We start from the raw sequence: 24,911 nt of genomic DNA, 5'->3' as shown, positions 1-24,911 counted from the left end.
ACCTCCCACCCCCCAGGAGTAACCACCCGATGCCCGATCACACCCACGAGTTCGACTACGTCGTCATCGGCGGCGGCACGGCGGGCTCCGTCATCGCCTCCCGCCTCACCGAGAACCCCGACGTCACCGTCGCCGTCATCGAGGGCGGCCCGAGCGACGTCGGCCGCGACGACGTCCTCACCCTGCGCCGCTGGATGGGCCTGCTCGGCGGCGAACTCGACTACGACTACCCGACGGTGGAACAGCCGCGCGGCAACTCCCACATCCGGCACAGCCGCGCCCGCGTCCTCGGTGGCTGCTCCTCGCACAACACCCTCATCTCCTTCAAGCCCCTGCCCTCCGACTGGGACGAGTGGGAGGCCGCCGGCGCCAAGGGCTGGGGCGCCGTCCCCATGGAGGCCTACTTCGCCCGGCTGAAGAACAACATCGTCTCCGTCGACGAGAAGGACCGGAACGCCATCGCCCGCGACTTCGTCGACGCGGCCCGGTCGGCACTCGGGGTGCCCCGGGTCGAGGGCTTCAACCGCAAGCCGTTCACCGAGGGCGTCGGCTTCTTCGACCTCGCCTACCACCCGGAGAACAACAAGCGCTCCTCCGCCTCCGTGGCCTACCTGCACCCGGTGATGGACGAGCGCCCCAACCTGACCGTCCTGCTGGAGACCTGGGCCTACAAGCTGGAGCTGGACGGCACCCGCGCCGAGGGCGTCCACGTGCGCACCAAGGACGGCGAGGAACTGCTGATACGGGCCCGCAACGAGGTCGTGCTGTGCGCGGGTGCCGTCGACTCCCCGCGCCTGCTGCTCCACTCGGGCATCGGCCCCCGCCAGGACCTCGAAGCGCTCGGCATCCCGGTCGTGCACGACCTGCCCGGCGTCGGCGAGAACCTCCTCGACCACCCCGAGTCGGTCATCGTCTGGGAGACCCACGGCCCGATCCCGGAGAACTCCGCGATGGACTCCGACGCGGGCCTGTTCGTCCGCCGCGACCCCGGGCACGCGGGCCCGGACCTGATGTTCCACTTCTACCAGATCCCGTTCACGGACAACCCGGAGCGCCTCGGCTACGAACGCCCGTCGTACGGCGTCTCGATGACCCCGAACATCCCCAAGCCGAAGTCGCGCGGCCGGCTGTACCTCACCAGCGCCGACCCGTCCGTGAAGCCCGCCTTGGACTTCCGGTACTTCACCGACGAGGACGACTACGACGCCCGGACCCTGGTCGACGGCATCCGCATCGCCCGCGAGATCGCCAGGACCGAACCGCTGGCCGGCTGGCTCAAGCGCGAGGTGTGCCCGGGCCCGGAGATCCTCGGCGACGCCGAGCTGAGCGAGTACGCCCGCAAGGTCGCGCACACCGTCTACCACCCGGCCGGCACCTGCAAGATGGGCGCCGCCGACGACGAACTGGCCGTGGTGGACCCGGAGCTGAGGATCCGCGGTCTCGACGGCATCCGCATCGCCGACGCCTCCGTCTTCCCGACCATGACCGCCGTCAACCCGATGATCGGGGTGCTCATGGTCGGGGAGAAGGCCGTCGACCTGATCGGAGGAGATCCCCGATGACGCTCACCGTCCCCACCCGCAAGCCGCCCACCACGGCCGAGCCCGTCTTCTCGGTGTCCGGACTGTGGAAGGTCTTCGGCCCGAAGCCCGGCCGGGTCCCGGCCGACCCCGAACTCAGCGGCCTCAGCCCCGCCGATCTCCGCGCCCGCACCGGCTGCACCGCCGCCGTCCGGGACGTCTCCTTCGACGTCCGCAAGGGCGAGGTCTTCGTCGTGATGGGCCTCTCGGGCTCCGGCAAGTCCACCCTGGTGCGCTGCCTGACCCGGCTGATCGAACCCACCGCCGGCAGCATCGCCATCGACGGCGAGGACGTCCGCGCGATGGACAAGGCCCGGCTGCGTGAACTGCGCCGGCACCGCGCAGCGATGGTCTTCCAGCACTTCGGCCTGCTCCCGCACCGCACGGTCCTCGACAACGTCGCCTACGGCCTGGAGATCCAGGGCCTCGGCAGGTCCGAGCGGCGCGAGCGGGCCGCCGAGGTCGTCGCCAAGGTCGGCCTGGAGGGCATGGAGCACCGCCGTCCCGGCCAGCTGTCGGGGGGCCAGCGCCAGCGCGTGGGCCTCGCCCGCGCTTTGGCCGTGGACCCCGAGGTCCTGCTCTTCGACGAGCCCTTCAGCGCCCTCGACCCGCTCATCCGGCGCGACATGCAGGACGAGGTGGCCCGCCTGCACCGCGAAGAGGGCCGCACGATGGTCTTCATCACCCACGACCTCACCGAGGCCCTCAAACTCGGCGACCGCATCGCGCTGATGCGCGACGGCCGGGTCGTGCAGCTGGGCACCCCGGAGGAGATCGTGGGCTCCCCGGCCGACGACTACGTCCGCGAGTTCGTCCGGGACGTGCCGCGCGAGCAGGTGGTGACCTGCCGTACGGCCATGCGCCCGGCGTCCTCGGACGAGACCACGGGCGGCCCCGCGATCAGGCCCGAGGCGACGGTCGCGGAGGCGATCGAAGCGGTGGCCCGAGCGGGAGAACCCGCCCGCGTGATGGACGAGGGCAGGTGCCTGGGAGTGGTCGACCACGAGCGCCTGCTCGGCGTCGTGGCCGGTGTCCCCGCCGCGGCCGCGGGCAGCCTTCCGACCCCGCCGGCCCCCCGCACCAGCCCGGAGGCCGTCTGATGGCAACCCTCACCGTCCCCACCTCCCGTAGCGCCGCACCCCGCCTCCTCAAGAGCCGAGCCGCGGGCAAACTCCTGCTGCTCGCGCTCGTCACCGCGGTCCTGTCGCCCCTTCTGCACGGCGGAACATGGCCGCAGGAGCTGACGATCAGCCTCTCCAAGCCGCTCGCCACGGCCAGCGACTGGGTCATCGACAACCGGGACAGCCACCCCCTGTTCCTGTACTTCTTCGGCTACATCAGCAACGCGGTCGTCCTCTCCGTACGCGCCGTCTACCTCACCCTGCTCGCCGCGGGCTGGACCGGCGTCACGGTCTTCGGCGCCCTGGTCGCCTGGCGCGTCGCCGGTCCCCGGCTGGCCGCCGGCACGGCCGTCGCCTTCCTGGCCTGCGGCGCCCTCGGCATGTGGGTCCCGACCATGCAGACCCTCGCCCTGATGGTCGTGGCGGTGCTCGCCTCCGTGCTCGTCGGCGCACTGCTCGGCCTCGCCGCCGGCCTCTCCGACCGGCTCGACCGCGCCCTGCGTCCGGTCCTGGACACCATGCAGGTGCTCCCGGCCTTCGCCTACCTCCTCCCCGTCGTCCTGGTCTTCGGCATCGGCGTCCCCGCGGCCGTCCTCGCCACCGTCGTCTACGCCGCCCCGCCGATGGCCCGCCTCACCGCGCTGGGCCTGCGCGGTGCCGACCCCGAAGTCCTGGAGGCCGTGGAGTCACTCGGCGCCACCTGGCGTCAGCGGCTGCTGACCGCCCGTATCCCGCTGGCCCGCAAGGAACTGCTCCTCGGCCTCAACCAGACGATCATGATGGCGCTGTCGATGGCCGTCATCGCCGCGGTCATCGGCGGCGGCGGCCTCGGCGACCGCGTCTACCAGGCCCTCGGCTCGGTCGACGTCGGCGCGGCCCTGGCGGCCGGCATCCCGATCGTGCTGCTCGCGGTCGTCCTGGACCGCGTCACGGCGGCGGCCGGAGCCGGCACCCCGGGGGCCGACCGCCCGCGGACCATCGGCGGGCCGTACGCCCTGGCCGTCACCGTGGCCGTCGCCCTCGCCACCCGCCTGCTCGGCGCCCTCGACTGGCCCGCCGGCTGGACGCTGAACATCGCCGAACCGGTCAACCGCGCCGTCGACTGGATGACCGCCCACCTCTACTCGGGCGTCCCGGTGATCGGCGGCACCGCGGTCTGGGCGGGGCACTTCACCACCTGGGTGCTGGACCCCGTCCGCGACGGCCTCCAGTGGCTGCCCTGGTGGGCGGTGCTGCTCGTCGTCGCCGCCCTCGCCTGGCTGATCGGCACCTGGCGGACCGCGCTCACCGCCGTACTCGCCATGGCCGCGATCGGCGTGCTCGGCGTGTGGGAGCCGTCCCTGGACACCCTCTCGCAGGTGCTCGCCGCCGTCGCCGTCACCCTCGTCCTGGGCTTCGCGACCGGCATCGCCGCGGCCCGCAGCGACCGCGTCGAGCGGGTCCTCCGGCCGGTCCTGGACGTGTGCCAGACCATGCCGCAGTTCGTGTACCTGATCCCGGTCGTGGCCCTGTTCGGCGTCGGCCGGGCCCCCGCGGTCGCCGCGGCCGTCGTCTACGCCCTGCCGGCCGTCGTCCGGATCACCGCGCAGGGCCTGCGCCAGGTCGACCAGGCCGCGCTGGAGTCGGCGCGCTCGCTCGGCGCTACCGGCCGTCAGCAGCTGTGGCAGGTCCAGCTCCCGCTGGCCCGGCGCGCGCTGCTGCTCGCCGCCAACCAGGGCGTGGTCCTGGTCCTCGCCGTCGTCATCATCGGCGGCCTGGTCGGCGGCGGCGCCCTCGGCTACGACGTCGCGTTCGGCCTCGCCCAGGGCGACCTCGCCACCGGTCTGGTGGCCGGTGCCGCGATCGTCTGCCTGGGCCTGATGCTCGACCGGGTGACCCAGCCGACCGAGCGACGCACGAAGAAGGGAGCCTGACATGCGACGACGTACCACCGCCCTGGTGGGCTCGCTGGTGCTGCTGACCGCGACCGGGTGCGGCGCCGCCGACATGACCAAGCAGGCCAGCCCGTTCGCGAACGCCCAGGGCGCGAAGACGGTCACCCTGTCCGTGCAGTCCTGGGTGGGCGCGCAGTCCAACGTGGCCGTCGCCCAGTACATCCTGGAACACAAGCTCGGCTACCGCGTCGACACCGTCCAGGTCGACGAGGTGCCCGCCTGGGACGCTCTCAGCCAGGGCCGCGTCGACGCCCTCCTGGAGGACTGGGGCCACCCGGACCAGGAGAAGCGGTACGTCACCGAGAAGAAGACGATCGCGCGCGGCGGCGACCTCGGGGTGACCGGGCACATCGGCTGGTTCGTGCCGACGTACCTCGCCCGGCAGCACCCGGACATCACCGACTGGAGGAACCTGAACAAGTACGCCTCGCTCTTCCGCACCGCGGAGAGCGGCGGCAAGGGCCAGCTGATGGACGGCTCCCCGTCCTACGTCACCAACGACAAGGCGCTGGTGAAGAACCTCAAGCTGGACTACCAGGTCGTCTTCGCCGGTTCCGAGGCGGCGCAGATCACGCAGATCAAGCAGTTCGCCAAGGAGAAGAAGCCGTTCCTGACGTACTGGTACGCGCCGCAGTGGCTGTTCAAGAAGGTCCCCATGACCGAGGTGAAGCTGCCGCCGTACAAGGAGGGCTGTGACGCGGATCCGGCGAAGGTCGCCTGCGCCTACCCGCACACCCCGCTCCAGAAGTACCTCAACGCCGACTTCGCGAAGTCCGGCGGCAAGGCGGCGGCCTTCCTGAAGAGGTTCAGGTGGACGACGGAGGACCAGAACGAGGTCTCCCTGATGATCGCCGAGCAGAAACTGAGCCCGCAGGAGGCGGCGAAGAAGTGGGTGGACAACCATCCCTCCGCGTGGAAGCGGTGGCTGCCCTGACCGGACCCGGACGGCAGGACTCACTCGTCCCCGGCCGCCGGATTGCGCTCCGGGCGGCCCGGCCGGCGGATCGTCTTGCCGCCCTCGCCGCGTTCCGGGCGGGGGCCCAGCCGCCGTGGCACGTACCCCGGCGGGCACAGCCCCCCGCCCGGGCCGTCGGACCGGCCGCCGGGCGGGGGCTCTGCCGGGGGTGCCCCGCCGTGCGCGGCCGATCCCACGCGTACGCACACGCAGTCGGGATCCCCCGGGCACGGCAGGATGTCCGGACCCGGCGCGGAGTCCGGGCGGGCACGCCCCTCCTCCGGTGGCTGGGCCGCTAGGGGCACGAGCTGTTCCTGCCGCTGCCACCCCACCAGCAGTACGAGCCCCAGGAGGCGTCCGCGGCGGCGAAGTGGTCCTCGATCGTGTAGCAGTTCGGGTTGGGTGCCCACGTCGACCCGCGATAGGGCTGCATCGTGCCGGCGGCGTCCGACTGGTACATGAGGTTGTTCATGTACGCGCACTGCTGCCAGCCCTGGTAGGGCCAGCGGCCGCTGCCCATGTCGGTCCGGGTGGTGGCCGGGTCGTTGCCGTCGTCCACCACTTCGCCGTACCAGGCCACACCGTCCGCCTGGGAGCGCAGACCGCCGGCGTTGTACAGGGACGCCGGGTAGTACCCCATCCAGACACCGTTGACCTGCACCCACCAGTTGCCCTGCGACAGCTGAACCTTCAGGCCCATCTGGTACTGGGTGCCGCCGAGGGTGCTCAGCGGAGCGGACAGCGCGCCGGGATGGACGGTGTTGGAGTACTGCACCCAGCCGCGCACGTTCTGGTTGTACCCGCCGAGATCGTCCCCGCTCCGGGTGTAGCCGTTGGTCGTGTAGAAGGTGAACAGATGCGGCTGCCAGTCTCCGTAGAGGTCCTTGTACACCTGGTGGCCGACTTCCAGGGTCTGCTTGCCGGTCCCGCTGCCGCGGCTCATCGACAGCTGCCCCAGGGAGAACTCGTTGCTGTACTCCACGTAGGTGAGCCAGGTGTTGATGTTCCCCGAGGTGCCGAAGCAGGTCACGGCCTGGCGGCTGTAGCCGTACTTGTGCACGGCGGCGGTCGCGCGGGGGACGAGCTCACCCGCCGGCGTTTCCACCATCGCGTAGGTGCCCTTGGCCAGCCAGTCGTTCAGTCCGACCTCCGGCTGGATCCTCTCCAGCGGCAGGCGTACGAGGGGCACGGTGCCGGGCGGTCCCAGCTTGCCGTTCGCCAGCTCGAACCGGGTGGGCTCGGCGGGCCGGTCCCCGGCGACCGGCTGCGCGGGGCGGTCCTCACCGGGCGGGTCGGCGATACGGCCGCCGTCGCTCAGCTGCGACTCGATCGGCACCCAGTCGAGCATGATGCCACCGTCGGTCACCGTGTCGGCGACGACCTCACGGCGGGCGTACTGGTCCCGCAGATGCTGGTGGATCTCCTCCAGCCGGGCGCGGGCCTCGGCGGGAGAGGCGGTCACGCTAGCGGAGCCGGGGGCGGGGGCCGGCCGGCTCTCCTCGCTGTCGAAACGTGGGTTGCGTTCAATCGTCATGTGAGGCCGTTCTTTCCGGGCTGAAGGCCCCCTTTCAGTAGGCGGCAGGCCGTCCCGGTCTGCAACTCCGCTGCAAAGAACGGGTAAGCCATTGACCCTTCACATGTTGTGAGGTCAACGGCTGACGGAGAACGGGACGCGCTACGGAAGCGGACGCCCGCAGATCCCGTCGGCGATCTGCTGGAGCGCCGCTGCCGCCCGCCGCTGGAGTCCCGGCCCGAACGTGATCCGGCTGGCGCCCAGTTCGCCGAGTCCGGCGGGGGAGGGGCCGCCCGGGTCCAGCCGGGCGAGCGCGTTCAGCGGGCCCTGGATCCCGGACCGCAGCAGCGGCAGCACGTCCGCCGGAGCCAGGATCGGGTACACGCAGTCGGCGCCCGCCGCCACGTACAACGCGGCCCGCTCGATGACCCGTTCGGGATCCTTGTCGCCGTGGACGAACACGTCGACCCGGGCGTTGACGAAGAGCCGGTCCGCGGCGGCCGAACGGACCTCGGCGAGGAACTCGGCATGCGCGTGCGGGTCCTTGAGGACACCCCCGGCGGAGTCCTCGAGGTTGCAGCCGACGGCGCCCGCCTCCAGCAGCCGCTCGACCAGCTCCTCGGGCGCGAGCCCGTAGCCGCCCTCGACGTCCGCCGACACCGGCACGTCCACCGCCCGCGTGATCCGCGCGACCGCCGCGAACATCTCGTCGGCCGGGGTGTCCCCGTCCTCGTACCCGAGCGAGGCGGCCACCCCGGCGCTCGGCGTGGCCAGCGCCGGGAACCCGGCCGCGACGAAGACCCGCGCACTGGCCGCGTCCCAGGGGCCGGGCAGGATCAGCGGGTCGCCCGGGGCGCGTCCCCGGTGCAGGGCACGGAACTGCTCCACCTTGCTCACGGCTGCATACCCCCCGGCGGGACGCGACGGCTGACCATGAGGCGGTTCCAGCCGTTGATGACGGTGATCAGACCGATCAGATGGGCGAGTTCGGCCTCCGCGAAGTGCTTGGCGGCCTGCTCGTACACCTCGTCCGGCACAAAGCCCTCCGTGAGGACCGTGACCGCCTCGGTCAGCGCCAGCGCGGCCCGCTCCCGCTCGCCGTAGAGGTCCTCGGTCTCCTCCCAGGCGTCAAGGAGCTGGATGCGGTCCTCCGACTCCCCGTTCTCCCGGGCCGCCCGGACGTGCATGTCGAGGCAGAAGGCGCAGTGGTTGAGCTGCGAGGCACGGATCATGACCAGCTCGGCGAGGACCGGATCGCCGAGCCCCCTCTTCGCGGCCGCGCTGACCGCGACCATCGCCTGGTGCACCTTCGGGTCCAGCAGCTGGGTACGGCTCACGTGTGCTGCCCCGGCCGGTAGTGGCCCGGAGTCATCCGGGTGGTCACGCCGAACCGGTTCCACGCGTTGATCACCGTGATCGCGGCGATCAGCTGGGCCAGCTCGGCCTCCTCGAACAGCTTGGCGGCCTTCTCGTACACCTCGTCCGGCACGAAGCCCTCGGTGAGCACGGTGATCGCCTCGGTCAGCTCGAACGCCGCCAGCTCCTTCGCCGTGTAGAAGTGCTGCGACTCCTCCCACGCGCTGAGCTGCACGATGCGTTCCACGCTCTCGCCGGCCGCGAGGGCGTCCTTGGTGTGCATGTCGAGGCAGAACGCGCAGTGGTTGAGCTGCGAGGCGCGGATCTTCACCAGCTCGTACAGCTTGGGGTCCAGCCCCTGCCTGGCGGCGGTGTCCAGGCGGATCATCGCCTTGTAGACCTCGGGCGCGTGCTCGGCCCAGCGCAGCCGCGGCGGCTGCTCGGGGGCGTACTCGACGGTTTCCTGTGCAGTGCTCATGGCCTCGACCCTAGGGGCCGGGCAGCCCAGGAGTATGGTCCATTTCCATGGCGAGATCCTGGGCCACTTTGGGCGTCGACCTGCACCTCGAACCGACCGGCGTGGGCGGCGTGCGCCGGGGCCTGACCGACGCGCTGCGGGACGCGGTCCGCACCGGCCGGCTCGCCCCCGGCACCCGGCTGCCCTCCTCCCGCACCCTCGCCGCCGACCTCGGCCTCGCCCGCAACACCGTCGCGGAGGCCTACGCCGACCTGGTCGCCGAGGGCTGGCTCACCGCCCGGCAGGGCTCCGGCACCCGGGTGGGGGAGCGGGCCGTGACCCCGCCCGCGGACACCGCACCCCGGCCCCGGGAACCCGCTCGCCCCGCCGTCAGCCTCATCCCCGGCACCCCCGACCTCGCCGCGTTCCCGCGCGCCGAGTGGCTCAAGGCCGCCCGCCGCGCCCTGGCCACCGCCCCCTTCCACGCTCTGGGCTACGGCGACCCGCGCGGCCGCCCCGAACTGCGCACCGCGCTCGCCGGCTACCTCGCCCGCGCCCGCGGTGTGCGCACCGACCCCGACGCGATCGTGATCACCGCCGGCTTCTCGCACGCCCTGCGCATCCTCGGGACGCTGCTGCGGGCGCGCGGGGCGCGGGCGGTGGCGGTGGAGTCGTACGGGCTCGACGTCCACCGCGGACTGCTGCGGGACGCGGGGCTCGCCACACCCGCGCTGCCGTACGACGAACGGGGCACGGACCCCGGCCCGTTGACCACCGAGGGAGCCGTACTGCTCACCCCCGCCCACCAGTTCCCCATGGGCGTGCCGCTGCACCCCGACCGGCGGACGGCCGTCGTGGACTGGGCGCGGCGGACCGGCGGGCTGGTGCTGGAGGACGACTACGACGGCGAGTTCCGCTACGACCGCCAGCCCGTCGGCGCCCTCCAGGGCCTCGACCCCGACCGGGTCGTCTATATCGGCACCGCCAGCAAGTCCCTGGCCCCCGGGCTGCGGCTGGGCTGGATGGTGCTGCCGCCGGCCCTGACGGAGGAGGCGGCCGCCGTCAAGGGCCAGGTCGACACCTGCGGGGCGCTGGACCAGCTGACGCTGGCCGAGTTCCTCACCTCCGGCGCCTACGACCGGCACGTGCGCTCGTCCCGGCTGCGCTACCGGCGCCGCCGCGACGCCCTCGCCGCGGCCGTCGCCGACCGCGCGCCACGGGTGTCGGTCACCGGGATCGCCGCCGGACTCCACGCGGTGCTGCGCCTGCCGCCCGGTACCGAGCCGTCGGTGATCCAGGCGGCGGCGGACCAGGGCCTGGCACTGCACGGCCTCGCCTTCCACCGCCACGAACAGGCCGTCGCCGGACCGGTGGACGCCCTCGTCGTCGGCTATGCGACACCGACGGACAGCGCGTGGACGGGCGCCCTGGAGACGCTGTGCCGGGTACTGCCGTAGGACATGGCCGCGCCCGGTCCCCCTCGTCGGGCGCAACCGGCCTGACGGACGACGAGCGGCGACTGCGCCAGGCGTACAACCGGCCGATCCGGCACACGACGCCCGCGCGGCGTGGCGGCGGATCCGCCGCCCACCGAGCCCGCGTTCGTCACGCCTCCCGCTCCGCCGGCGCCTCCCCGAACCGGGCCAGCAGCAGGGCGCCCGCCACCGCCACCGCGAAGCCCAGGATCGCGAGCCATGTCAGGCCCTCCCGGGTGCGGTCGCCGAGCCAGACCACGCCGACCGCGGCCGGGCCGACCGTCTCGCCGATCACCACGCCGGCCGTGGCGGTCGTCACCGACCCCCGCTGGAGGGCCGAGGTCAGCAACACAAACGCGGCTCCGCCGCCGAGCAGCAGCGCGTACGTCGCCGGATTGCCGAGCAGATCCGCCGGCCGCAGCGAGTCGATCAGCCGTACCGTCACCTCCACCACCCCGAACCCGAACCCGGCGCCGAGCCCAAGCAGCAGCGCCCGGGTCCGCCCCGACAGGCGTCCGCCGACCCCGCCGAGCAGCAGCACGGCGACCGCCGCCGCCACCATCGCGTACCGCAGCCAGTCCGGCCCGCTTCGCTCACCCTCCGTGCCCGAGGCCAGCCCCAGCATGGCGAGCCCCGCGCACACCACCCCCACGGCGGCCCACTCCCGCCCGCTCAGCCGGACCCGCAGCAGCCGCGCCGCCACCACCGCCGTCACCGCGAGGCTCGCCGCCAGTGCCGCGCCCACCGCGTAGATCGGCACGGACCGCAGCGCCGCGATCTGGAGCAGGAAACCGAGCCCGTCCAGCGCGAGTCCGGCGAGGTACCGCCACTGGCGCAGCGCCCGCAGCAGCAGCGCCGCGTCCCCGCCGCCGTCCCCCTCGGCGCCCGCCGCCCGCGCGGCCACCGCCTGCCACACCGTCGCCGTACCGAAGCAGACCGCCGCGCCAAGGGCGCACACCATTCCAAACAACACGAAGTGACTCTAGGGGCAGCCGGAGACCCGGGCCCCGCTGGGGTGGGCACGCACACCGATCTCTAGGCTGACCGCCGAACACGGCATACGACGGGGGAGAAACCACCATGGCGCAGACACGAAGGCAGCTCCGCTCCGGCACGGTCGTCCTGGGCGGAATGGGCCTGCTGGCCGCCGCCCTCACCGCCTGCTCCTCCGACGACCCGGACAAGCGCTGCGTCGACCGCGACAGCTACCACCTCACCAAGGGGTACAAGGTCGTCTCCGACAAGAAGTGCAGGACCACGAGCGCGCCCGGGAAGTCGACGGGCAAGAAGAAGGGCCTGAAGAAGCAGCTCGACGCCGCCTGGTACTACGAGGGCGACGAGGAGGACGGCTGGGTCGACGGCGGCTCCTTCACCAAGCCCAGCGGCGGCTCGGGCAGCGGCTCGTACGACGATGACGACGACCACCACAGCGGTGGCGGCGGAGTCCACCGCGGCGGCTTCGGCGGTGGCAAGGGCAGCTCCGGCGGCTGACCGGACCACGCACATGGAACGCCGAACCATCACACCCCGCCCCGGCTGGCAGCAGACCGTGGAGGAGCAGGGCCTCGTCTACCCGCTCACCCGCCACCCCGACGGCTCCCTGCGCCCGTACTGGGACGAGAGCGCCTACTACGTCTTCTCCCTGGAGGAGGTCGAGGCGCTGGAGGAGACCGTCGAGGAACTGCACCGCATGTGCCTGGAGGCGGCCGAGCACATCGTGGCGAAGGACCGGCTCGCCGACCTCGGCATCACCGATGCGCGGGTGGCCGCCGCGGTCACCGAGGCCTGGCACCGCCGCGCCGAACTGCCGTCCGTCTACGGCCGCTTCGACCTCCGCTACGACGGCACGGGACCGGCGAAGCTCCTGGAGTACAACGCCGACACACCCACCTCCCTGGTCGAGGCCGCGTCCCCGCAGTGGTTCTGGATGGAGGACCGCTTCCCCGGCGCGGACCAGTGGAACTCCCTGCACGAACGCCTGGTCGACGCCTGGCGGTCCCAGGCCGCCCTGCTGCCCCCCGGCAGCCCGCTGCACTTCGCGCACTCCTCGGCCGACGAACTCGGCGAGGACCTGATGACGGTCGCCTACCTCAAGGAGACCGCCGAACAGGCCGGTCTCGCCACCGACTGGCTCGCCATGGAGGAGATCGGCTGGGACAGCCTCTCCGGCCGCTTCGTCGACAACCAGCTCCGCTTCATCCGCGGCATCTTCAAGCTGTACCCCTGGGAGTGGCTCACCACCGACGCCTTCGGCGGGCACGTCCTGGACACCCTGGACAACGGCGGCGGCACCGGCAGCACCCTGTGGGTCGAACCGGCCTGGAAGATGCTGCTCAGCAACAAGGCCCTTCTGCCGATCCTCTGGGAGCTGTACCCGGGCCACCCCAACCTCCTCCCCGCCTACCTGGACGGCCCCCGCGACCTGACCGACACCACCGGCTATGTCGCCAAGCCCCTCCTCGGCCGCGAGGGCGAGGGCGTCACCGTGCACGAGCCGGGCGCGCCGGCCGTCCTGCGTGACGAGCCCTGCTGCTACCAGCAACTGGCCCCGCTGCCCGCCTTCGACGGCAACCACGTCGTCCTCGGCGCCTGGGTCGTCCGGAACGAATCCGCCGGCCTCGGCATCCGCGAGTCCACGGGCCTGATCACAGACGAGTACGCCCGCTTCCTGCCCCATGTGATCCTCTAGGTACATCCGGTACGAGGGCCAGGGCCCGGCACTCCCCCCGCCTTCGGCCGGGGGGACCCCAGAGCACGCACCTGACGCCGCGCGGCCCGTCCTCCGGGCGGACGACGGGAGTTCGACGACAGGGCCTAGCCGCCGAGCAGCCGCTCCGCGGCCGCGCGGGCGTGCCGGGCCGGGGCCGGGTCGCCGCTGATGCCCGCCGTCACGATGGCCCCCTCGGCCAGCAGGAACACCGCCTCGGTCACCGGTGCGCCGGTGGCGCGTACCCAGGTCGCGAGCTGGTCGTGGAAGGCGCGCTTGTGGGACCGGACCTCGGCGAGGACCGGTTCGGACGACGAGCCCAGCTCGCCGTGGGCGTTGACCCAGGCGCAGCCGCGGAAGCCGGGCTCCGCGAACCATCCGGCGAGCCAGTCGAAGACCGCGAGCACCCGCGCGCGGGGGTCCGGGACGCTCTCCACATGGGCGGCAAGGCTCGCGCGCCAGCGCCGGTCGCGCCGCCGGAGCATGGCGACCACGAGGTCCTCCTTGGTCGCGAAGAGCCGGTAGATCCGCTTCAGCGGCAGGCCGGACGCCTCGCGGACCCGGTCCATGCCGACCGCCTGGATGCCGTGCGCGTAGAAGAGTGCCTCCGCCGCGTCCAGGAGCGCTTCGCGGTCCAGGCGGTGCTGTTCTTCGGTGATCGGGGCCGGCATCCGGAATCTCCTTGACGCTGAGAACGGTCGTTCTCTACCTTAGGCGCAGCACGTGGAGAACGCCCGTTCTCGATCTGAGGAGGTCGCCGTGACCGAAGGCCGCCCGCCGTATCCGCCGTTCACCCTGGAGACCGCCCGCCAGAAGGTGCAGGCCGCCGAGGACGCCTGGAACACCCGCGACCCCCGCCGGGTGGCCCTCGCCTACACCCCGGACTCCGTCTGGCGGAACCGGGACCGGTTCCTGACCGGCCGGGAGGAGATCGTCGCCTTCCTGACCGAGAAGTGGGAGCGCGAACGCGACTACGCACTCCGCAAGGACCTCTGGAGCTTTCACGAGAACCGGATCGCCGTCCGCTTCCAGTACGAGTGCCGCGACGCCGACGGCCAGTGGTGGCGCTCCTACGGCAACGAGCTGTGGGAGTTCGACGACAACGGCCTGATGCGCCGCCGCGAGGCCGGCATCCACGACGTCCCCATCACCGAGGCCGACCGGCGCATCCTCGGCCCCCGGCCCGCCGACGAGCACGGCACCGGCCTGCCGCTGCGCTGACGGCCGCTAAGCGCCTTCCAGAACCGCCCGCAGCTGCTCCACCCCCCAGTCCAGATCCTCCTCGCCGATCACCAGCGGGGGCGCGATCCGGATGGTCGACCCGTGGGTGTCCTTGACCAGGACCCCACGGGCCAGCAGTTTCTCGGAGATCTCCCGCCCGGTGCCGACCGCCGGGGAGACGTCCACCCCGGCCCACAGCCCACGCCCGCGCACCGCCCTCACCCGGCCCGTCCCGGCCAGCTCGTCCAGCAGCCGGTGCAGCCGCTCGCCCAGCTCGGCCGCCCGCGCCTGGTACTCCCCGGTCCGCAGCATCGCGATCACCTCCAGCGCCACCGCGCAGGCCAGCGGATTCCCGCCGAACGTCGACCCGTGCTCGCCCGGCCGGAACACCCCGAGCACCGCCGCGCTCGACACCACCGCCGACACCGGCACGATCCCGCCGCCCAGAGCCTTGCCCAGCACATACACATCCGGCACGACCCCCTCGTGCTCGCACGCGAAGGTCCGCCCGGTCCGGCCGAGCCCCGACTGGATCTCGTCGGCGACGAACAGCACGTTCCGCTCGCGCGTCAGCTCCCGCACCCCCGCCAGATAGCCGGCCGGCGGCACGATCACCCCGGACTCGCCCTGGATCGGCTCCAGCAGCACGGCGACGGTGTTCTCGGTGAGCGCCGCCCGCATCGCCGTCAGGTCGCCGTACGGCACGATCTGGAACCCGGGTGTGTACGGCCCGAAGTCCGCCCGCGCCTCCGGATCGGTCGAGAAGCTGATGACCGTCGTCGTACGGCCGTGGAAGTTGCCGCTCGCGACCACGATCTTCGCCATCTCCGCGGGCACCCCCTTGACCCGGTACCCCCACTTCCGGGCCGTCTTCACCGTGCTCTCCACCGCCTCCGCGCCCGTGTTCACGGGCAGCACCATCTCCATCCCGCACAGCTCCGCCAGCTCGCGGCAGAACGCCGCGAACCGGTCGTGGTGGACGGCACGGGAGGTCAGCGTCACCCGGTCCAGCTGCCGCCGGGCCGCCTCGACCAGCCGCCGGTTGCCGTGCCCGAAGTTCAGCGCCGAGTAGCCGGCCAGCAGATCCAGATACCGCCTCCCCTCCACATCCGTCAGCCACGCCCCCTCACCGGTGGCGATCACGACCGGCAGCGGGTCGTAGGTGGGCGCGCAGTGCGCGTCGGCGGTGGCGATGAGGTCTTTCGCAGCGGTCACGGCCTCTCCCGGAGACGACTCTGACTCGACGGTGACCTCCTTCCTATCCTCGCTCGGATGGTGGACGCGGGATCTGTGCCGCGCGGCGCGCCCGGTAGGCTGATCAGCGGGCCGTGACTGGCGCGCTGGGATGGGACGGACCATCAGGGAGCGGCCCGAGCGGGAAAGAGTGCCGTGCGCCTGGGCCGAACGTGAACGCTGTACGCACGCCGTCCGGAGGTTTCCCGATGCCCGAGAATTCCGCCCACCTCTCCACCGAGTCGACGGCCTTCCGCGCCGCCCTCGACGTCATCCGCGCCGTCGAGCCGGGGGTCGCCGACGCCATCGGCCAGGAGGTCGTCGATCAGCGTGCGATGCTCAAGCTGATCGCCTCCGAGAACTACGCCTCCCCGGCCACCCTGCTGGCCATGGGCAACTGGTTCAGCGACAAGTACGCCGAGGGCACCATCGGCCGCCGCTTCTACGCCGGCTGCCGCAACGTCGACACGGTCGAGTCCCTCGCCGCCGAGCACGCCAAGGCCCTCTTCGGCGCCCGCCATGCCTACGTCCAGCCGCACTCCGGCATCGACGCCAACCTCGTCGCCTTCTGGGCCGTCCTCGCCGACCGCGTCGAGGTGCCCTTCCTGGAGAAGACCGGCGCCCGCCAGGTCAACGACCTGACCGAGGCCGACTGGGCCGAGCTGCGCCAGGCCTTCGGCAACCAGCGCATGCTCGGCATGTCCCTGGACGCCGGCGGCCACCTCACCCACGGCTTCCGCCCGAACATCTCCGGCAAGATGTTCGACCAGCGCTCCTACGGCACCGACCCGGCCACCGGCCTCATCGACTACGAGGCCCTGCGCACCCAGGCCCGCGAGTTCAAGCCGCTGATCATCGTCGCCGGTTACTCCGCGTACCCCCGCCTGGTGAACTTCCGGATCATGCGCGAGATCGCGGACGAGGTCGGCGCCACGCTCATGGTCGACATGGCCCACTTCGCCGGCCTGGTCGCGGGCAAGGTCCTCACCGGCGACTTCGACCCGGTCCCGCACGCCCAGATCGTCACCACGACCACCCACAAGTCCCTGCGCGGCCCGCGCGGCGGCATGGTCCTGTGCGACGACTCCCTCAAGGACCAGGTCGACCGCGGCTGCCCGATGGTCCTCGGCGGCCCGCTTCCGCACGTCATGGCCGCCAAGGCCGTCGCCCTGGCCGAGGCCCGCCGGCCCGCCTTCCAGGACTACGCCCAGCGCATCGTCGACAACTCCCGCGCCCTCGCCGAGGGACTGATGCGCCGCGGCGCCACCCTGGTCACCGGCGGCACGGACAACCACCTCAACCTGATCGACGTCGCCACCTCCTACGGCCTCACCGGCCGCCAGGCCGAGGCCGCCCTCCTCGACTCGGGCATCGTCACCAACCGCAACGCCATCCCGGCCGACCCGAACGGGGCCTGGTACACCTCCGGCATCCGCGTCGGCACCCCCGCCCTGACCACCCGCGGTCTGGGCACGGCGGAGATGGACGAGGTGGCGGGCCTGATGGACCGCGTCCTGACCACCACCGAGCCGGGCACCACCAAGTCCGGCGCCCCCTCCAAGGCGGCCCACGTCCTGGACGAGAAGGTGGCGCAGGAGATCGCCCAGCGGGCGACGGATTTGGTGGCCGGCTTCCCGCTGTACCCGGAAGTCGACCTGGGCTGAAGCGCCCCGAAAGGGGCGCGGGGAACTGCGCGACCGGCCACCACCGGCCCGCAGTTCCCCACGCACCGACCCCACCCCGTCTCTCTGCGACAATGAAAAACATGGCTTCCGACCGACCTCGCGTGCTCTCCGGTATTCAGCCCACCGCCGGCTCGTTCCACCTCGGCAACTACCTCGGCGCCGTCCGCCAGTGGGTGGCCCTCCAGGAGACCCACGACGCGTTCTACATGGTCGTCGACCTGCACGCGATCACGGTCCCGCAGGACCCCAAGGAGCTGCGGGCCAACACCCGGCTCGCCGCCGCCCAGCTGCTGGCCGCCGGCCTGGACCCGGACCGCTGCACGCTCTTCGTGCAGAGCCATGTCCCCGAGCACGCCCAGCTGGCCTGGATCATGAACTGCCTCACCGGCTTCGGTGAGGCCAGCCGCATGACCCAGTTCAAGGACAAGTCCGCCAAGCAGGGCGCCGAACGGGCCTCCGTCGGCCTGTTCACGTACCCGATCCTCCAGATCGCGGACATCCTGCTGTACCAGGCCAACGAGGTGCCGGTCGGCGAGGACCAGCGCCAGCACATCGAGCTGACCCGCGACCTCGCCGAGCGCTTCAACGGGCGGTACGGCCAGACCTTCACCATGCCGAAGCCGTACATCCTCAAGGAGACGGCGAAGATCTACGACCTCCAGGACCCGTCGATCAAGATGAGCAAGTCGGCGTCCACGCCGAAGGGTCTGGTCAATCTCCTCGACGAGCCGAAGACCACGGCCAAGAAGGTCAAGAGCGCGGTCACCGACACCGACACGGTGATCCGCTTCGACGCCGAGAACAAGCCGGGCGTCTCCAACCTGCTCACCATCTACTCCACGCTGACCGGCAGGTCGATCGCCGAGCTGGAGCAGGACTACGAGGGCAAGATGTACGGCGCGCTCAAGACGGACCTCGCCGAGGTCATGGTCGAGTTCGTGACGCCGTTCCGCGAGCGCACCCAGCAGTACCTGGACGACTCCGAGACGCTGGACGCGGTCCTGGCCAAGGGTGCCGAGAAGGCGCGCGCCGTCGCCGCCGAGACGCTCGCGCAGGCGTACGACCGCGTGGGCTTCCTCCCCGCGAAGCACTGAGGCGTACGACCGCCCGGGTCCGCGCGGGCAGAGCGCTGCACATCACTTCCGCTGCGCCTGCCCACAGGACACTCATAGCCGTACAGTCGATACCCGGACGACTGAGAACACAACAGACGCGACGACAGGAGACGACGTGGGGACCGTAACGATCGGCGTGTCGATCGCGGTCCCGGAGCCTCACGGCAGCCTGCTCCAGGAGCGGCGCGCGGGCTTCGGCGACGCCGCGGCTCACGGTATCCCCACGCATGTCACGCTGCTGCCGCCGACCGAGGTGGACGAGGCCGACCTGCCGGCGATCGATGCGCACCTCACCGACGTCGCCGCGGCCGGCCGGCCGTTCCCGATGCGCCTGTCCGGCACCGACACCTTCCGGCCCCTGTCACCGGTGGTCTACGTCCGGGTCGTCCGGGGCGCCGAGGCGTGCACCCGGCTCCAGCAGCGGCTCCGGGACGCCTCCGGGCCGGTGGCGCGCGAGCTCCAGTTCCCGTACCACCCGCATGTCACGGTCGCGCACGGCATCGACGAGGCGGCGATGGACCGCGCCTTCGAGGAGCTGGCGGACTTCGACGCCGAGTGGCCGTGCACCGGCTTCGCGCTGTACGAGCAGGGCACCGACGGCGTCTGGCGCAAGCTGCGCGAGTACACCTTCGGAGGAACGGTCGTACCGCCTCAGGCCGGCCACGCGGACGCGTACGCGCCGCGGGTTGCGCCGTGACGTCCTGGTAGTACCGCGATGCGCCGCCGTCCGGCCGCGGATCCGTTGTAGCCGGCCGCGCAGTCGCCCGCGGACTCGGGGGCGCTCAGCCGAGCCGGCGGAACAACGCCCGCGGGACGTGCCGCAGGGCCGACATCACCGGGCGGAGCGTTCCCGGTACCCAGACCGTCTCCGAGCGCCTGCGCAGGCCGAGTTCGATGGCCGCGGCGACCGCCTCCGGCGTGGTGGCGAGCGGTGTCCGTCGCCGTCCGGCCGTCTTCCGCGTCCGCACGGAGCCAGGGCGTACGACCATGACGTGCACGCCCGTGCCGTACAGGGCGTCGCCGAGGCCCTGGGCGAAGGCGTCGAGACCGGCCTTGCTGGAGCCGTAGATGAATTCCGCGCGCCGGACGCGTTCGGCGGCGGCGGAGGACAGCACCACGAGCGCGCCGTGGCCCTGTGCCTGGAGTTCGCTGCCGGCGACCAGGCCCGCCGAGACGGCCCCGGTGTAGTTCGTCCGGGCCACCTGGACCGCGCGGACCGGGTCGCGTTCGTCGTGCGCCTGGTCGCCGAGGATGCCGAAGGCGAGCAGCACCATGTCGACGGCGCCCTCGGCGAACACCTTGCCGAGGACCGTCTCGTGGGACTCGGGATCGAGCGCGTCGAAGGCTACGGTGCGGACGTCCGCGCCGAGCTCCCGCAGGCTTCCGGCGGCGTTCTCCAGCGCCACCGAGGGGCGACCCGCCAGCCACACCGTGCGGGCGCGGCGGGCGATCAGCCGACGGGCGGTGGCCAGCGCGATCTCGGACGTGCCGCCGAGGACGAGCAGGGAACGGGGCAGTGCGCTGGGCGGTGGCGTGGCATCCTTCATGACAGCTGACCGTATAGCCCGCATATGACGGTTTTGGCGAAGAAACGCGGTGTTGACGCTCCCGCGCAGCGGGCACAGTCGGATCATGGACTGGCTCAAGAAGCTCCCCGGCATCGGGCCGATCGTCACCCGGCTGATGGTCACGCACGCGTGGCGGTCCTACGAACGCCTGGACCGGGTGAAGTGGAGCCGGCTGGCCGCGGCCATGACGTTCGTCAGCTTCGTGGCCCTGTTCCCGCTGCTGACCGTGGCCGCCGCGATCACCGCCGCCACGCTCAGCCCCGCCCGCCAGAAGACGGTCGAGCACCGGATCGCCGATCAGTTCCCGGGCCTCTCCGAACAGTTGGACCTCACCTCCCTGGTGCAGAACGCGGGCACGGTCGGCGTCATCGCGGGCGCGGCGCTGCTGTTCACGGGCATCGGCTGGGTCGGCCAGACACGGGACTGCCTGCGCGCGGTGTGGGAGCTGCCCGACCACGAGGAGAACCCGGTCCTCGCCAAGGCCAAGGACGCCGGCATCCTGCTGGGGCTCGGCGGCGCCCTGCTGGTCACGCTCGCCACGTCCACCCTCGCTTCGGCCGCCATAGGCTGGCTGTCCCGGCAGATCGGCCTGGACGAACACGGCTGGGGCAGCGTGCTGCTGCAGATCGCCGCGTTCGCCATCGCCGTGCTCGCCGACTTCCTGGTCCTGCTCTACGTGCTGACCCTGCTGCCCGGGGTCGAGCCCTCGCGCCACCGCCTGCTGGTCGCCGCGCTGCTCGGCGCGATCGGCTTCGAACTGCTGAAGCTGCTGCTCAGCGGCTACATCCAGGGGATCGCGGCGAAGAGCGTGTACGGCGCGTTCGGCGTCCCCGTGGCGCTGCTGCTGTGGATCAACTTCACCGCGAAACTCGTACTGTTCTGCGCCTCCTGGACGGCGACCCGGAGCAAGGAGGCCGAGCTCAGGAACGGGTCCGACGGCGCATCAGATCCGGCAGCGGCCACCGGCGGTTGACCAGGAACGCCCCGCCCCCGAGCAGCACCAGCAGCCCGCCCGCGACGGCCAGGGCGATCCCCATGCCGCCGGAGCCGAACGCGGCGCCGGCGCTCGCCGCCGGCTTCGCCCCTGGCCCGCCGCTCCCGGCGTTCGCCTGCCCGGCGGACGCTCCGGCGTCCGGCTGGGCGGTGGCCGACGCGGCGCTCTTCGGCGGCACCAGCTCGCCCACCGGATCGACCTTGCCGACCGCCTGGAAGCCCCAGTCGAGCAGCTTCGCGGTCTCCTTGTAGACCTCGTTGTGCTCGTGCTTCTCCGGGTTCATCACCGTGACCAGCAGCACCTTGCCGCCCCGCTCGGCGACCCCGGTGAAGGTGGCGCCCGCGTTCGTCGTGTTGCCGTTCTTCACTCCCGCGATGCCCTGGTAGACCGGGACGTCGGTGTCGCCGCTCAGCAGCCGGTTGGTGTTCCGGATCTCGGCGGATCCGAACTTCGCCCGCACGGTCGAGCAGTACTCGCGGAAGTCCTTCTTCTGGAGCCCGGAGCGGGCGATCAGCGTCAGGTCGTACGCCGACGACACCTGGCCCGGCGCGTCGTAGCCGTCGGGCGAGACCACGCGCGTGTCCAGGGCCTGGAGCTCCTCGGCGTGGTCCTGCATGTCGCCGACGGTCTGCTTCACCCCGCCGTTCATCGCGGACAGCACGTGCACCGCGTCGTTGCCCGAGCGCAGGAAGACTCCGAGCCACAGGTCGTGGACGGTGTAGCTGTCGCCCTCCTTTATCCCGACCACGCTGGAGCCGGCGCCCACGCCCTTGAGGTCCGACGGGGCCACCCTGTGCCGGGTGCCCTTGGGGAAGCGGGGCAGCACGGTGTCGGCGAACAGCATCTTCAGCGTGCTCGCCGGGGGCAGCTGCCAGTGTGCGTTGTGGGAGGCGAGCACCTGGCCCGACTCGGCGTCGGAGACGATCCAGGAACGGGCGGTGAGGTCCTTGGGCAGCACCGGCACCCCGGGCGCGAGGTTGACCTGGGTGCCCGGCTGCCCGAGCCGGACACCGCCCAGGGCCGACATCCGGGCCGGGGGCGTGGCCGTCGGGCTCGTCGAGGCCGAAGGGGTCGGGTCGGCGAGGGCGGCGGGCGCGGTGACGGACAGGGACAGCAGGGTGGCGGTGGTCACCAGCAGGGATCGCCGGCCGGTCTTCTTCGGTGCGGGCACGATCGAGAACGTACCGGCACCGGACCGTGAAGTCCCGCCTCCGGCCCCACCCCCGACACGGCTCCGGACCCGGAACGGCGATACTGGCCCTATGAAGCTCAGCCGCCCCGTGTCCTGGTTCCTGCTCGCCTTCGGGGTGTGGAGCTGGGTCATCTGGGTCACTTTCGTCAAGAACCTCGTCAAGGACAGCAGCGGGCTCGCCTTCGACGACGGTCACCCGACCGCGTACTTCTGGGTGCACCTGCTGCTGGCGGTCGTTTCCTTCGTATTGGGGACGGTCATCGGGGTCATCGGGTTGCGCGGCCTGCGCGCACTGCGCCGGAGGTCATAGCAGGACCCCGGCCGTGAACGAGCTGTGAAACCCGGGAGAAACCACGCCTCGGTAAGTTCTTCCTCATCTGGTCAGAAAGCCCTTCCCCCCGGTGAAACGCGTGTGGTTAGGTGAGCCGCGTCACTTAGGGGAGTGACCGATTCGTGCTGGGCCAGGGGTAGGGCCCTGACGGGCCTGGGGAGGGCACCACCATGCGATCTGTTCGCATGCGCATTCTCGTGACGCTGCTCGTACTCGCCGTCGTGGGGATCGGCGGCTGGCAGCTGCTGCCGTCGCAGGAGAGCAGGAACCGGACCATCACCGTCGGTACGACGGACGGGATCACCGCACTCGACCCGGCCGGCGCCTACGACGCCGGATCCTGGGCGCTGTTCAGCAATGTGTTCCAGACCCTGCTGACGTTCGAGCCGGGCGGGGTCGAGCCGGTCCCGGACGCGGCGACGAGCTGCTCATTCCGGGGCAGCGGCCTGAAGACGTACCGGTGCACGCTGCGCTCCGGCATCACCTTCCCGAGCGGGCGCGCCATGACGGCCGAGGACGTGAAGTACTCCTTCGACCGGGTCAAGAAGATCGACTCCGATGTCGGTCCGGCGTCCCTGTTCGACACGCTCGCCTCGGTGAGCGCCGACGGCCCGGACACCGTCACCTTCCACCTGTCCTCGTCGGACGCCACCTTCCCGCTGAAGGTCGCCACCGGCGCCGGCTCGATCGTGGACAAGGACAAGTACCCGGCCGACGCCCTGCGCACGGACGCCGCCGCCGACGGCACCGGGCCGTACCGGCTGACGGCGTACACCAAGGACCAGAAGGCCGACCTCGCCCCCAACGAGCGCTACCGGGGCTATCTGAGCGGCACCGGCCGCCCGATCGAGCTGCGCTACTACGCCGACTCCGCGAAGCTCGACCGTGCCTGGCAGGCCCGGCAGATCGACGTCGCCACCCGGACGCTGCCGCCGGAGGTGCTCTCCGCGCTGAACCCGAGCGACCCCCACCAGCGCGTCACCGAGGCCGACAGCTCCGAGACCCGCAACCTGTACCTCAACACCCGCTCCCGCTCCCCGCTGCACGACGTGCGGGTGCGTCGGGCGCTGGCCTGGCTGGTCGACCGCGAGCGGCTGGCCGCGAAGGTCTACGCGGGCACGGTCGATCCGCTGTACTCGCTCATCCCGACCGGCATCACCGGCCACACCACGTCGTTCTTCGACACCTACCCGAAGACGGACACCCGCAAGGCGCGCGAGCTGCTCACCGAGGCCGGGGTCGCCCTGCCGGTGCGCTTCACCTTCGGCTACGGCACGGGTCGTGGCGCGGGCGCCGAGGAGGCCGCGGAGCTGAAGAAGCAGCTGGAGTCGAGCGGCCTGTTCAAGGTCGACGTCCAAGGCTACGAGTGGACCGACTTCCAGAAGCGCTGGGCCGCCGGGAAGCTGGACGCGTGGGCGGTCGGCTGGGTGGCCGACTATCCCGACCCGGACACCTTCGGCGCCCCGCTCATCGGCACCGGCTCCACCATGAGCACCGGGTACAGCAACAAGCTGGTCGATCATCTCATCCTGGACAGCCGGCAGTTCGCCGACCGCAGCCGGGCCGGGCAGGACTTCGAGGACATCCAGCAGGCCGTGGCCCGGGACGTCCCGTTGCTCCCGCTGTGGCAGCGCAAGGAGTACGTGGTCAGCACCGAGGACGTGGGCGGCAGTCAGTATCTGACGGACGGCACGGGCGTGTTCCGCCTGTGGCGGCTGAACTGGATCTGAGTCACTCGCCCCGCCTGCGCCCCGGATCCGGCAGCGCCTTCGTCATGCCCGGCAGGAAGTCCGTGAACAGTTCGTGGACCTCCAGCACCAGCGGGCGCAGGACGCGGAAGCGGGCCAGGGACACGCCGCGGGCGGTGAGACGGGCGCCGCGCCGGGCCAGGCGGTAGCTGCGCTCGCGGTCCTCGGTGCGGTCGAAGACCCAGTACAGGACCAGGCCCATCTGGGAGAGCCACATCAACTCCGGCAGCACCTCCCGCAGTTCGGGAGCCACCTTGGACTTCGAGCCGGCCAGCACCTCCCGGTGCACGCTGATGGCCTGCTCGCGGGCGTGCTCGCTCTCCGGCGAGAAGGGGCTGAGCGGGCTGTCGGGGTCGGCGGCGTTCTTGAAGAACTGGACCGCGAACTCGTGGTACGGCCGGGCGATGTCCAGCCATGCGGTCAGCACGCCGGCGAGCCGCGCCTCCAGATCGGTCTCCCGGTCCAGGACCTCCCGGACCGCCGCCTGGTGCTCGGTGGCGATCCGGTCGTAGAAACCCTGGATCAGGTGTTCCTTGCCCTCGAAGTAGTAGTAGGCGTTGCCGACGGAGACCCCCGCCTCCTTGGCGATGGCCCGCATCGTCGTCTTGTCGTACCCGCGTTCCTGGAACAACCGCATCGCGGTCTCCAGGATCAGCGCACGGGTCTGCTCGGACTTGCTGCTCTGGGGGCCGGCCGCCTCGGGGCCGTCGTTCTTCGCGGGCACGG

24 protein-coding genes and 1 riboswitch are annotated in these 24,911 nt (G+C 71.8%); of the genes, 14 read left to right on the top strand and 10 right to left on the bottom strand.

Translation table 11 applies throughout. From position 1 onward, the window contains the following. The first annotated feature begins 29 nt into the window (after positions 1-29). Genes ACZ7DL_RS02195 through ACZ7DL_RS02180 form a run of 4 tightly spaced genes read left to right on the top strand, consistent with a single transcriptional unit; the run spans position 30 to position 5,569 of the window. Positions 30-1,562, top strand: a complete 1,533-nt coding sequence (locus ACZ7DL_RS02195) for a GMC family oxidoreductase (protein ID WP_470770723.1) — start codon at positions 30-32, stop codon at positions 1,560-1,562. Continuing rightward, the gene (locus tag ACZ7DL_RS02190) at positions 1,559-2,680 is read left to right on the top strand and encodes a quaternary amine ABC transporter ATP-binding protein (RefSeq protein WP_470770721.1); all 1,122 of its coding nucleotides are present in this window, start codon (positions 1,559-1,561) and stop codon (positions 2,678-2,680) included. Before ACZ7DL_RS02195 ends, ACZ7DL_RS02190 begins: the two co-directional genes overlap by 4 nt. Next, positions 2,680-4,614 carry an ABC transporter permease gene (locus ACZ7DL_RS02185; protein ID WP_470770719.1) on the top strand — a complete coding sequence of 645 codons (1,935 nt, stop codon included), beginning with the start codon at positions 2,680-2,682 and terminating at the stop codon, positions 4,612-4,614. Before ACZ7DL_RS02190 ends, ACZ7DL_RS02185 begins: the two co-directional genes overlap by 1 nt. Position 4,615: 1 nt before the next feature. Continuing rightward, the gene (locus tag ACZ7DL_RS02180) at positions 4,616-5,569 is read left to right on the top strand and encodes an ABC transporter substrate-binding protein (protein ID WP_470770717.1); all 954 of its coding nucleotides are present in this window, start codon (positions 4,616-4,618) and stop codon (positions 5,567-5,569) included. 316 nt (positions 5,570-5,885) lie between these two features. On the opposite strand, the gene ACZ7DL_RS02175 is transcribed toward ACZ7DL_RS02180, so the two are convergent. The 4 genes from ACZ7DL_RS02175 to ACZ7DL_RS02160 all read right to left on the bottom strand — a co-directional run bounded on the left by ACZ7DL_RS02175 (position 5,886) and on the right by ACZ7DL_RS02160 (position 8,937). Continuing rightward, positions 5,886-7,124 carry a neprosin family prolyl endopeptidase gene (locus ACZ7DL_RS02175; RefSeq protein WP_470770715.1) on the bottom strand — a complete coding sequence of 413 codons (1,239 nt, stop codon included), beginning with the start codon at positions 7,122-7,124 and terminating at the stop codon, positions 5,886-5,888. Between the two features lie 141 nt (positions 7,125-7,265). Further along, positions 7,266-8,000 (bottom strand): isocitrate lyase/PEP mutase family protein, encoded by a 735-nt coding sequence (locus tag ACZ7DL_RS02170; RefSeq protein ID WP_470770713.1) that lies wholly within the window; start codon positions 7,998-8,000, stop codon positions 7,266-7,268. Beyond that, positions 7,997-8,440: a carboxymuconolactone decarboxylase family protein gene (locus ACZ7DL_RS02165; RefSeq protein ID WP_470770711.1), complete on the bottom strand. Its 444-nt coding sequence runs from the start codon at positions 8,438-8,440 to the stop codon at positions 7,997-7,999. The genes ACZ7DL_RS02170 and ACZ7DL_RS02165 overlap by 4 nt, the downstream gene beginning before the upstream one ends. After that, entirely contained in the window at positions 8,437-8,937 is a 501-nt protein-coding gene (locus ACZ7DL_RS02160; RefSeq protein ID WP_470770709.1) for a carboxymuconolactone decarboxylase family protein, read from the bottom strand. Before ACZ7DL_RS02160 ends, ACZ7DL_RS02165 begins: the two co-directional genes overlap by 4 nt. 47 nt (positions 8,938-8,984) lie before the next feature. Here ACZ7DL_RS02160 and pdxR point away from each other — a divergent pair, with 47 nt between their 5' ends. Next, positions 8,985-10,373 (top strand): MocR-like pyridoxine biosynthesis transcription factor PdxR, encoded by a 1,389-nt coding sequence (gene pdxR, locus ACZ7DL_RS02155; RefSeq protein WP_470770708.1) that lies wholly within the window; start codon positions 8,985-8,987, stop codon positions 10,371-10,373. Positions 10,374-10,521: 148 nt separating this feature from the next. On the opposite strand, the gene ACZ7DL_RS02150 is transcribed toward pdxR, so the two are convergent. Beyond that, entirely contained in the window at positions 10,522-11,352 is an 831-nt protein-coding gene (locus ACZ7DL_RS02150; protein WP_470771189.1) for a DMT family protein, read from the bottom strand. A gap of 119 nt (positions 11,353-11,471) precedes the next feature. On the opposite strand from ACZ7DL_RS02150, the gene ACZ7DL_RS02145 reads away from it, so the two are divergent. After that, positions 11,472-11,882, top strand: a complete 411-nt coding sequence (locus ACZ7DL_RS02145; protein ID WP_470770706.1) for a hypothetical protein — start codon at positions 11,472-11,474, stop codon at positions 11,880-11,882. A gap of 13 nt (positions 11,883-11,895) precedes the next feature. Beyond that, positions 11,896-13,080: a glutathionylspermidine synthase family protein gene (locus tag ACZ7DL_RS02140; protein ID WP_470770704.1), complete on the top strand. Its 1,185-nt coding sequence runs from the start codon at positions 11,896-11,898 to the stop codon at positions 13,078-13,080. Positions 13,081-13,205: 125 nt separating this feature from the next. Here the strand turns inward: ACZ7DL_RS02140 and ACZ7DL_RS02135 are convergent, their stop codons facing one another. Continuing rightward, entirely contained in the window at positions 13,206-13,769 is a 564-nt protein-coding gene (locus tag ACZ7DL_RS02135; RefSeq protein ID WP_470770703.1) for a TetR/AcrR family transcriptional regulator, read from the bottom strand. Positions 13,770-13,857: 88 nt separating this feature from the next. On the opposite strand from ACZ7DL_RS02135, the gene ACZ7DL_RS02130 reads away from it, so the two are divergent. Continuing rightward, on the top strand, positions 13,858-14,319 hold the full coding sequence (locus ACZ7DL_RS02130) for a nuclear transport factor 2 family protein (RefSeq protein ID WP_470770701.1): 462 nt from the start codon (positions 13,858-13,860) through the stop codon (positions 14,317-14,319). Between the two features lie 6 nt (positions 14,320-14,325). On the opposite strand, the gene rocD is transcribed toward ACZ7DL_RS02130, so the two are convergent. Continuing rightward, a complete protein-coding gene (rocD, locus tag ACZ7DL_RS02125) occupies positions 14,326-15,534 on the bottom strand; it encodes an ornithine--oxo-acid transaminase (protein ID WP_470770699.1) in 1,209 nt (402 codons plus the stop codon). Positions 15,535-15,637: 103 nt separating this feature from the next. Further along, positions 15,638-15,727, top strand: a riboswitch (ZMP/ZTP riboswitch). A gap of 34 nt (positions 15,728-15,761) precedes the next feature. On the opposite strand from rocD, the gene ACZ7DL_RS02120 reads away from it, so the two are divergent. The 3 genes from ACZ7DL_RS02120 to ACZ7DL_RS02110 all read left to right on the top strand — a co-directional run bounded on the left by ACZ7DL_RS02120 (position 15,762) and on the right by ACZ7DL_RS02110 (position 19,049). Next, positions 15,762-17,216 (top strand): glycine hydroxymethyltransferase, encoded by a 1,455-nt coding sequence (locus ACZ7DL_RS02120; RefSeq protein WP_470770697.1) that lies wholly within the window; start codon positions 15,762-15,764, stop codon positions 17,214-17,216. 101 nt (positions 17,217-17,317) lie between these two features. Continuing rightward, positions 17,318-18,331 (top strand): tryptophan--tRNA ligase, encoded by a 1,014-nt coding sequence (trpS, locus tag ACZ7DL_RS02115; RefSeq protein WP_470770695.1) that lies wholly within the window; start codon positions 17,318-17,320, stop codon positions 18,329-18,331. A gap of 136 nt (positions 18,332-18,467) precedes the next feature. Beyond that, on the top strand, positions 18,468-19,049 hold the full coding sequence (locus ACZ7DL_RS02110; protein WP_470770693.1) for a 2'-5' RNA ligase family protein: 582 nt from the start codon (positions 18,468-18,470) through the stop codon (positions 19,047-19,049). 85 nt (positions 19,050-19,134) lie between these two features. On the opposite strand, the gene ACZ7DL_RS02105 is transcribed toward ACZ7DL_RS02110, so the two are convergent. Continuing rightward, complete coding sequence (locus ACZ7DL_RS02105) at positions 19,135-19,899, bottom strand: decaprenylphospho-beta-D-erythro-pentofuranosid-2-ulose 2-reductase (RefSeq protein ID WP_470770691.1); 765 nt, start codon at positions 19,897-19,899, stop codon at positions 19,135-19,137. Positions 19,900-19,984: 85 nt separating this feature from the next. On the opposite strand from ACZ7DL_RS02105, the gene ACZ7DL_RS02100 reads away from it, so the two are divergent. Further along, positions 19,985-20,893 (top strand): YihY/virulence factor BrkB family protein, encoded by a 909-nt coding sequence (locus tag ACZ7DL_RS02100; RefSeq protein ID WP_470770689.1) that lies wholly within the window; start codon positions 19,985-19,987, stop codon positions 20,891-20,893. Here the strand turns inward: ACZ7DL_RS02100 and ACZ7DL_RS02095 are convergent. Then, entirely contained in the window at positions 20,841-22,085 is a 1,245-nt protein-coding gene (locus ACZ7DL_RS02095) for a D-alanyl-D-alanine carboxypeptidase family protein (protein ID WP_470770687.1), read from the bottom strand. The two genes, ACZ7DL_RS02100 and ACZ7DL_RS02095, sit on opposite strands and share 53 nt — an antisense overlap. Positions 22,086-22,176: 91 nt before the next feature. Here ACZ7DL_RS02095 and ACZ7DL_RS02090 point away from each other — a divergent pair, with 91 nt between their 5' ends. Together ACZ7DL_RS02090 and ACZ7DL_RS02085 are read left to right on the top strand one after the other, a co-directional pair. Then, positions 22,177-22,416: an SCO4848 family membrane protein gene (locus ACZ7DL_RS02090; protein ID WP_360741473.1), complete on the top strand. Its 240-nt coding sequence runs from the start codon at positions 22,177-22,179 to the stop codon at positions 22,414-22,416. Between the two features lie 206 nt (positions 22,417-22,622). Next, entirely contained in the window at positions 22,623-24,167 is a 1,545-nt protein-coding gene (locus tag ACZ7DL_RS02085; RefSeq protein WP_470770685.1) for an ABC transporter substrate-binding protein, read from the top strand. 1 nt (position 24,168) lies between these two features. Here ACZ7DL_RS02085 and ACZ7DL_RS02080 read toward each other — a convergent pair whose 3' ends face one another. After that, a complete protein-coding gene (locus ACZ7DL_RS02080) occupies positions 24,169-24,909 on the bottom strand; it encodes a TetR/AcrR family transcriptional regulator (RefSeq protein ID WP_470770683.1) in 741 nt (246 codons plus the stop codon). Positions 24,910-24,911: the final 2 nt, after the last annotated feature.

Source organism: Streptomyces sp. NPDC036984, assembly GCF_055607665.1.
The sequence above is the reverse complement of the archived record's forward strand: the minus strand, read 5'-3'. Positions and strand labels throughout refer to the sequence as shown.

Coding starts and splice junctions, on each gene's coding strand:
- ACZ7DL_RS02195 (WP_470770723.1), top strand. CDS start 30: ATGCCCGATCACACCCACGAGTTCGACTACGTCGTCATCGGCGGCGGC.
- ACZ7DL_RS02190 (WP_470770721.1), top strand. CDS start 1,559: ATGACGCTCACCGTCCCCACCCGCAAGCCGCCCACCACGGCCGAGCCC.
- ACZ7DL_RS02185 (WP_470770719.1), top strand. CDS start 2,680: ATGGCAACCCTCACCGTCCCCACCTCCCGTAGCGCCGCACCCCGCCTC.
- ACZ7DL_RS02180 (WP_470770717.1), top strand. CDS start 4,616: ATGCGACGACGTACCACCGCCCTGGTGGGCTCGCTGGTGCTGCTGACC.
- ACZ7DL_RS02175 (WP_470770715.1), bottom strand. CDS start 7,124: ATGACGATTGAACGCAACCCACGTTTCGACAGCGAGGAGAGCCGGCCG.
- ACZ7DL_RS02160 (WP_470770709.1), bottom strand. CDS start 8,937: ATGAGCACTGCACAGGAAACCGTCGAGTACGCCCCCGAGCAGCCGCCG.
- pdxR (WP_470770708.1), top strand. CDS start 8,985: ATGGCGAGATCCTGGGCCACTTTGGGCGTCGACCTGCACCTCGAACCG.
- ACZ7DL_RS02150 (WP_470771189.1), bottom strand. CDS start 11,352: ATGGTGTGCGCCCTTGGCGCGGCGGTCTGCTTCGGTACGGCGACGGTG.
- ACZ7DL_RS02145 (WP_470770706.1), top strand. CDS start 11,472: ATGGCGCAGACACGAAGGCAGCTCCGCTCCGGCACGGTCGTCCTGGGC.
- ACZ7DL_RS02140 (WP_470770704.1), top strand. CDS start 11,896: ATGGAACGCCGAACCATCACACCCCGCCCCGGCTGGCAGCAGACCGTG.
- ACZ7DL_RS02135 (WP_470770703.1), bottom strand. CDS start 13,769: ATGCCGGCCCCGATCACCGAAGAACAGCACCGCCTGGACCGCGAAGCG.
- ACZ7DL_RS02120 (WP_470770697.1), top strand. CDS start 15,762: ATGCCCGAGAATTCCGCCCACCTCTCCACCGAGTCGACGGCCTTCCGC.
- trpS (WP_470770695.1), top strand. CDS start 17,318: ATGGCTTCCGACCGACCTCGCGTGCTCTCCGGTATTCAGCCCACCGCC.
- ACZ7DL_RS02105 (WP_470770691.1), bottom strand. CDS start 19,899: ATGAAGGATGCCACGCCACCGCCCAGCGCACTGCCCCGTTCCCTGCTC.
- ACZ7DL_RS02100 (WP_470770689.1), top strand. CDS start 19,985: ATGGACTGGCTCAAGAAGCTCCCCGGCATCGGGCCGATCGTCACCCGG.
- ACZ7DL_RS02090 (WP_360741473.1), top strand. CDS start 22,177: ATGAAGCTCAGCCGCCCCGTGTCCTGGTTCCTGCTCGCCTTCGGGGTG.
- ACZ7DL_RS02085 (WP_470770685.1), top strand. CDS start 22,623: ATGCGCATTCTCGTGACGCTGCTCGTACTCGCCGTCGTGGGGATCGGC.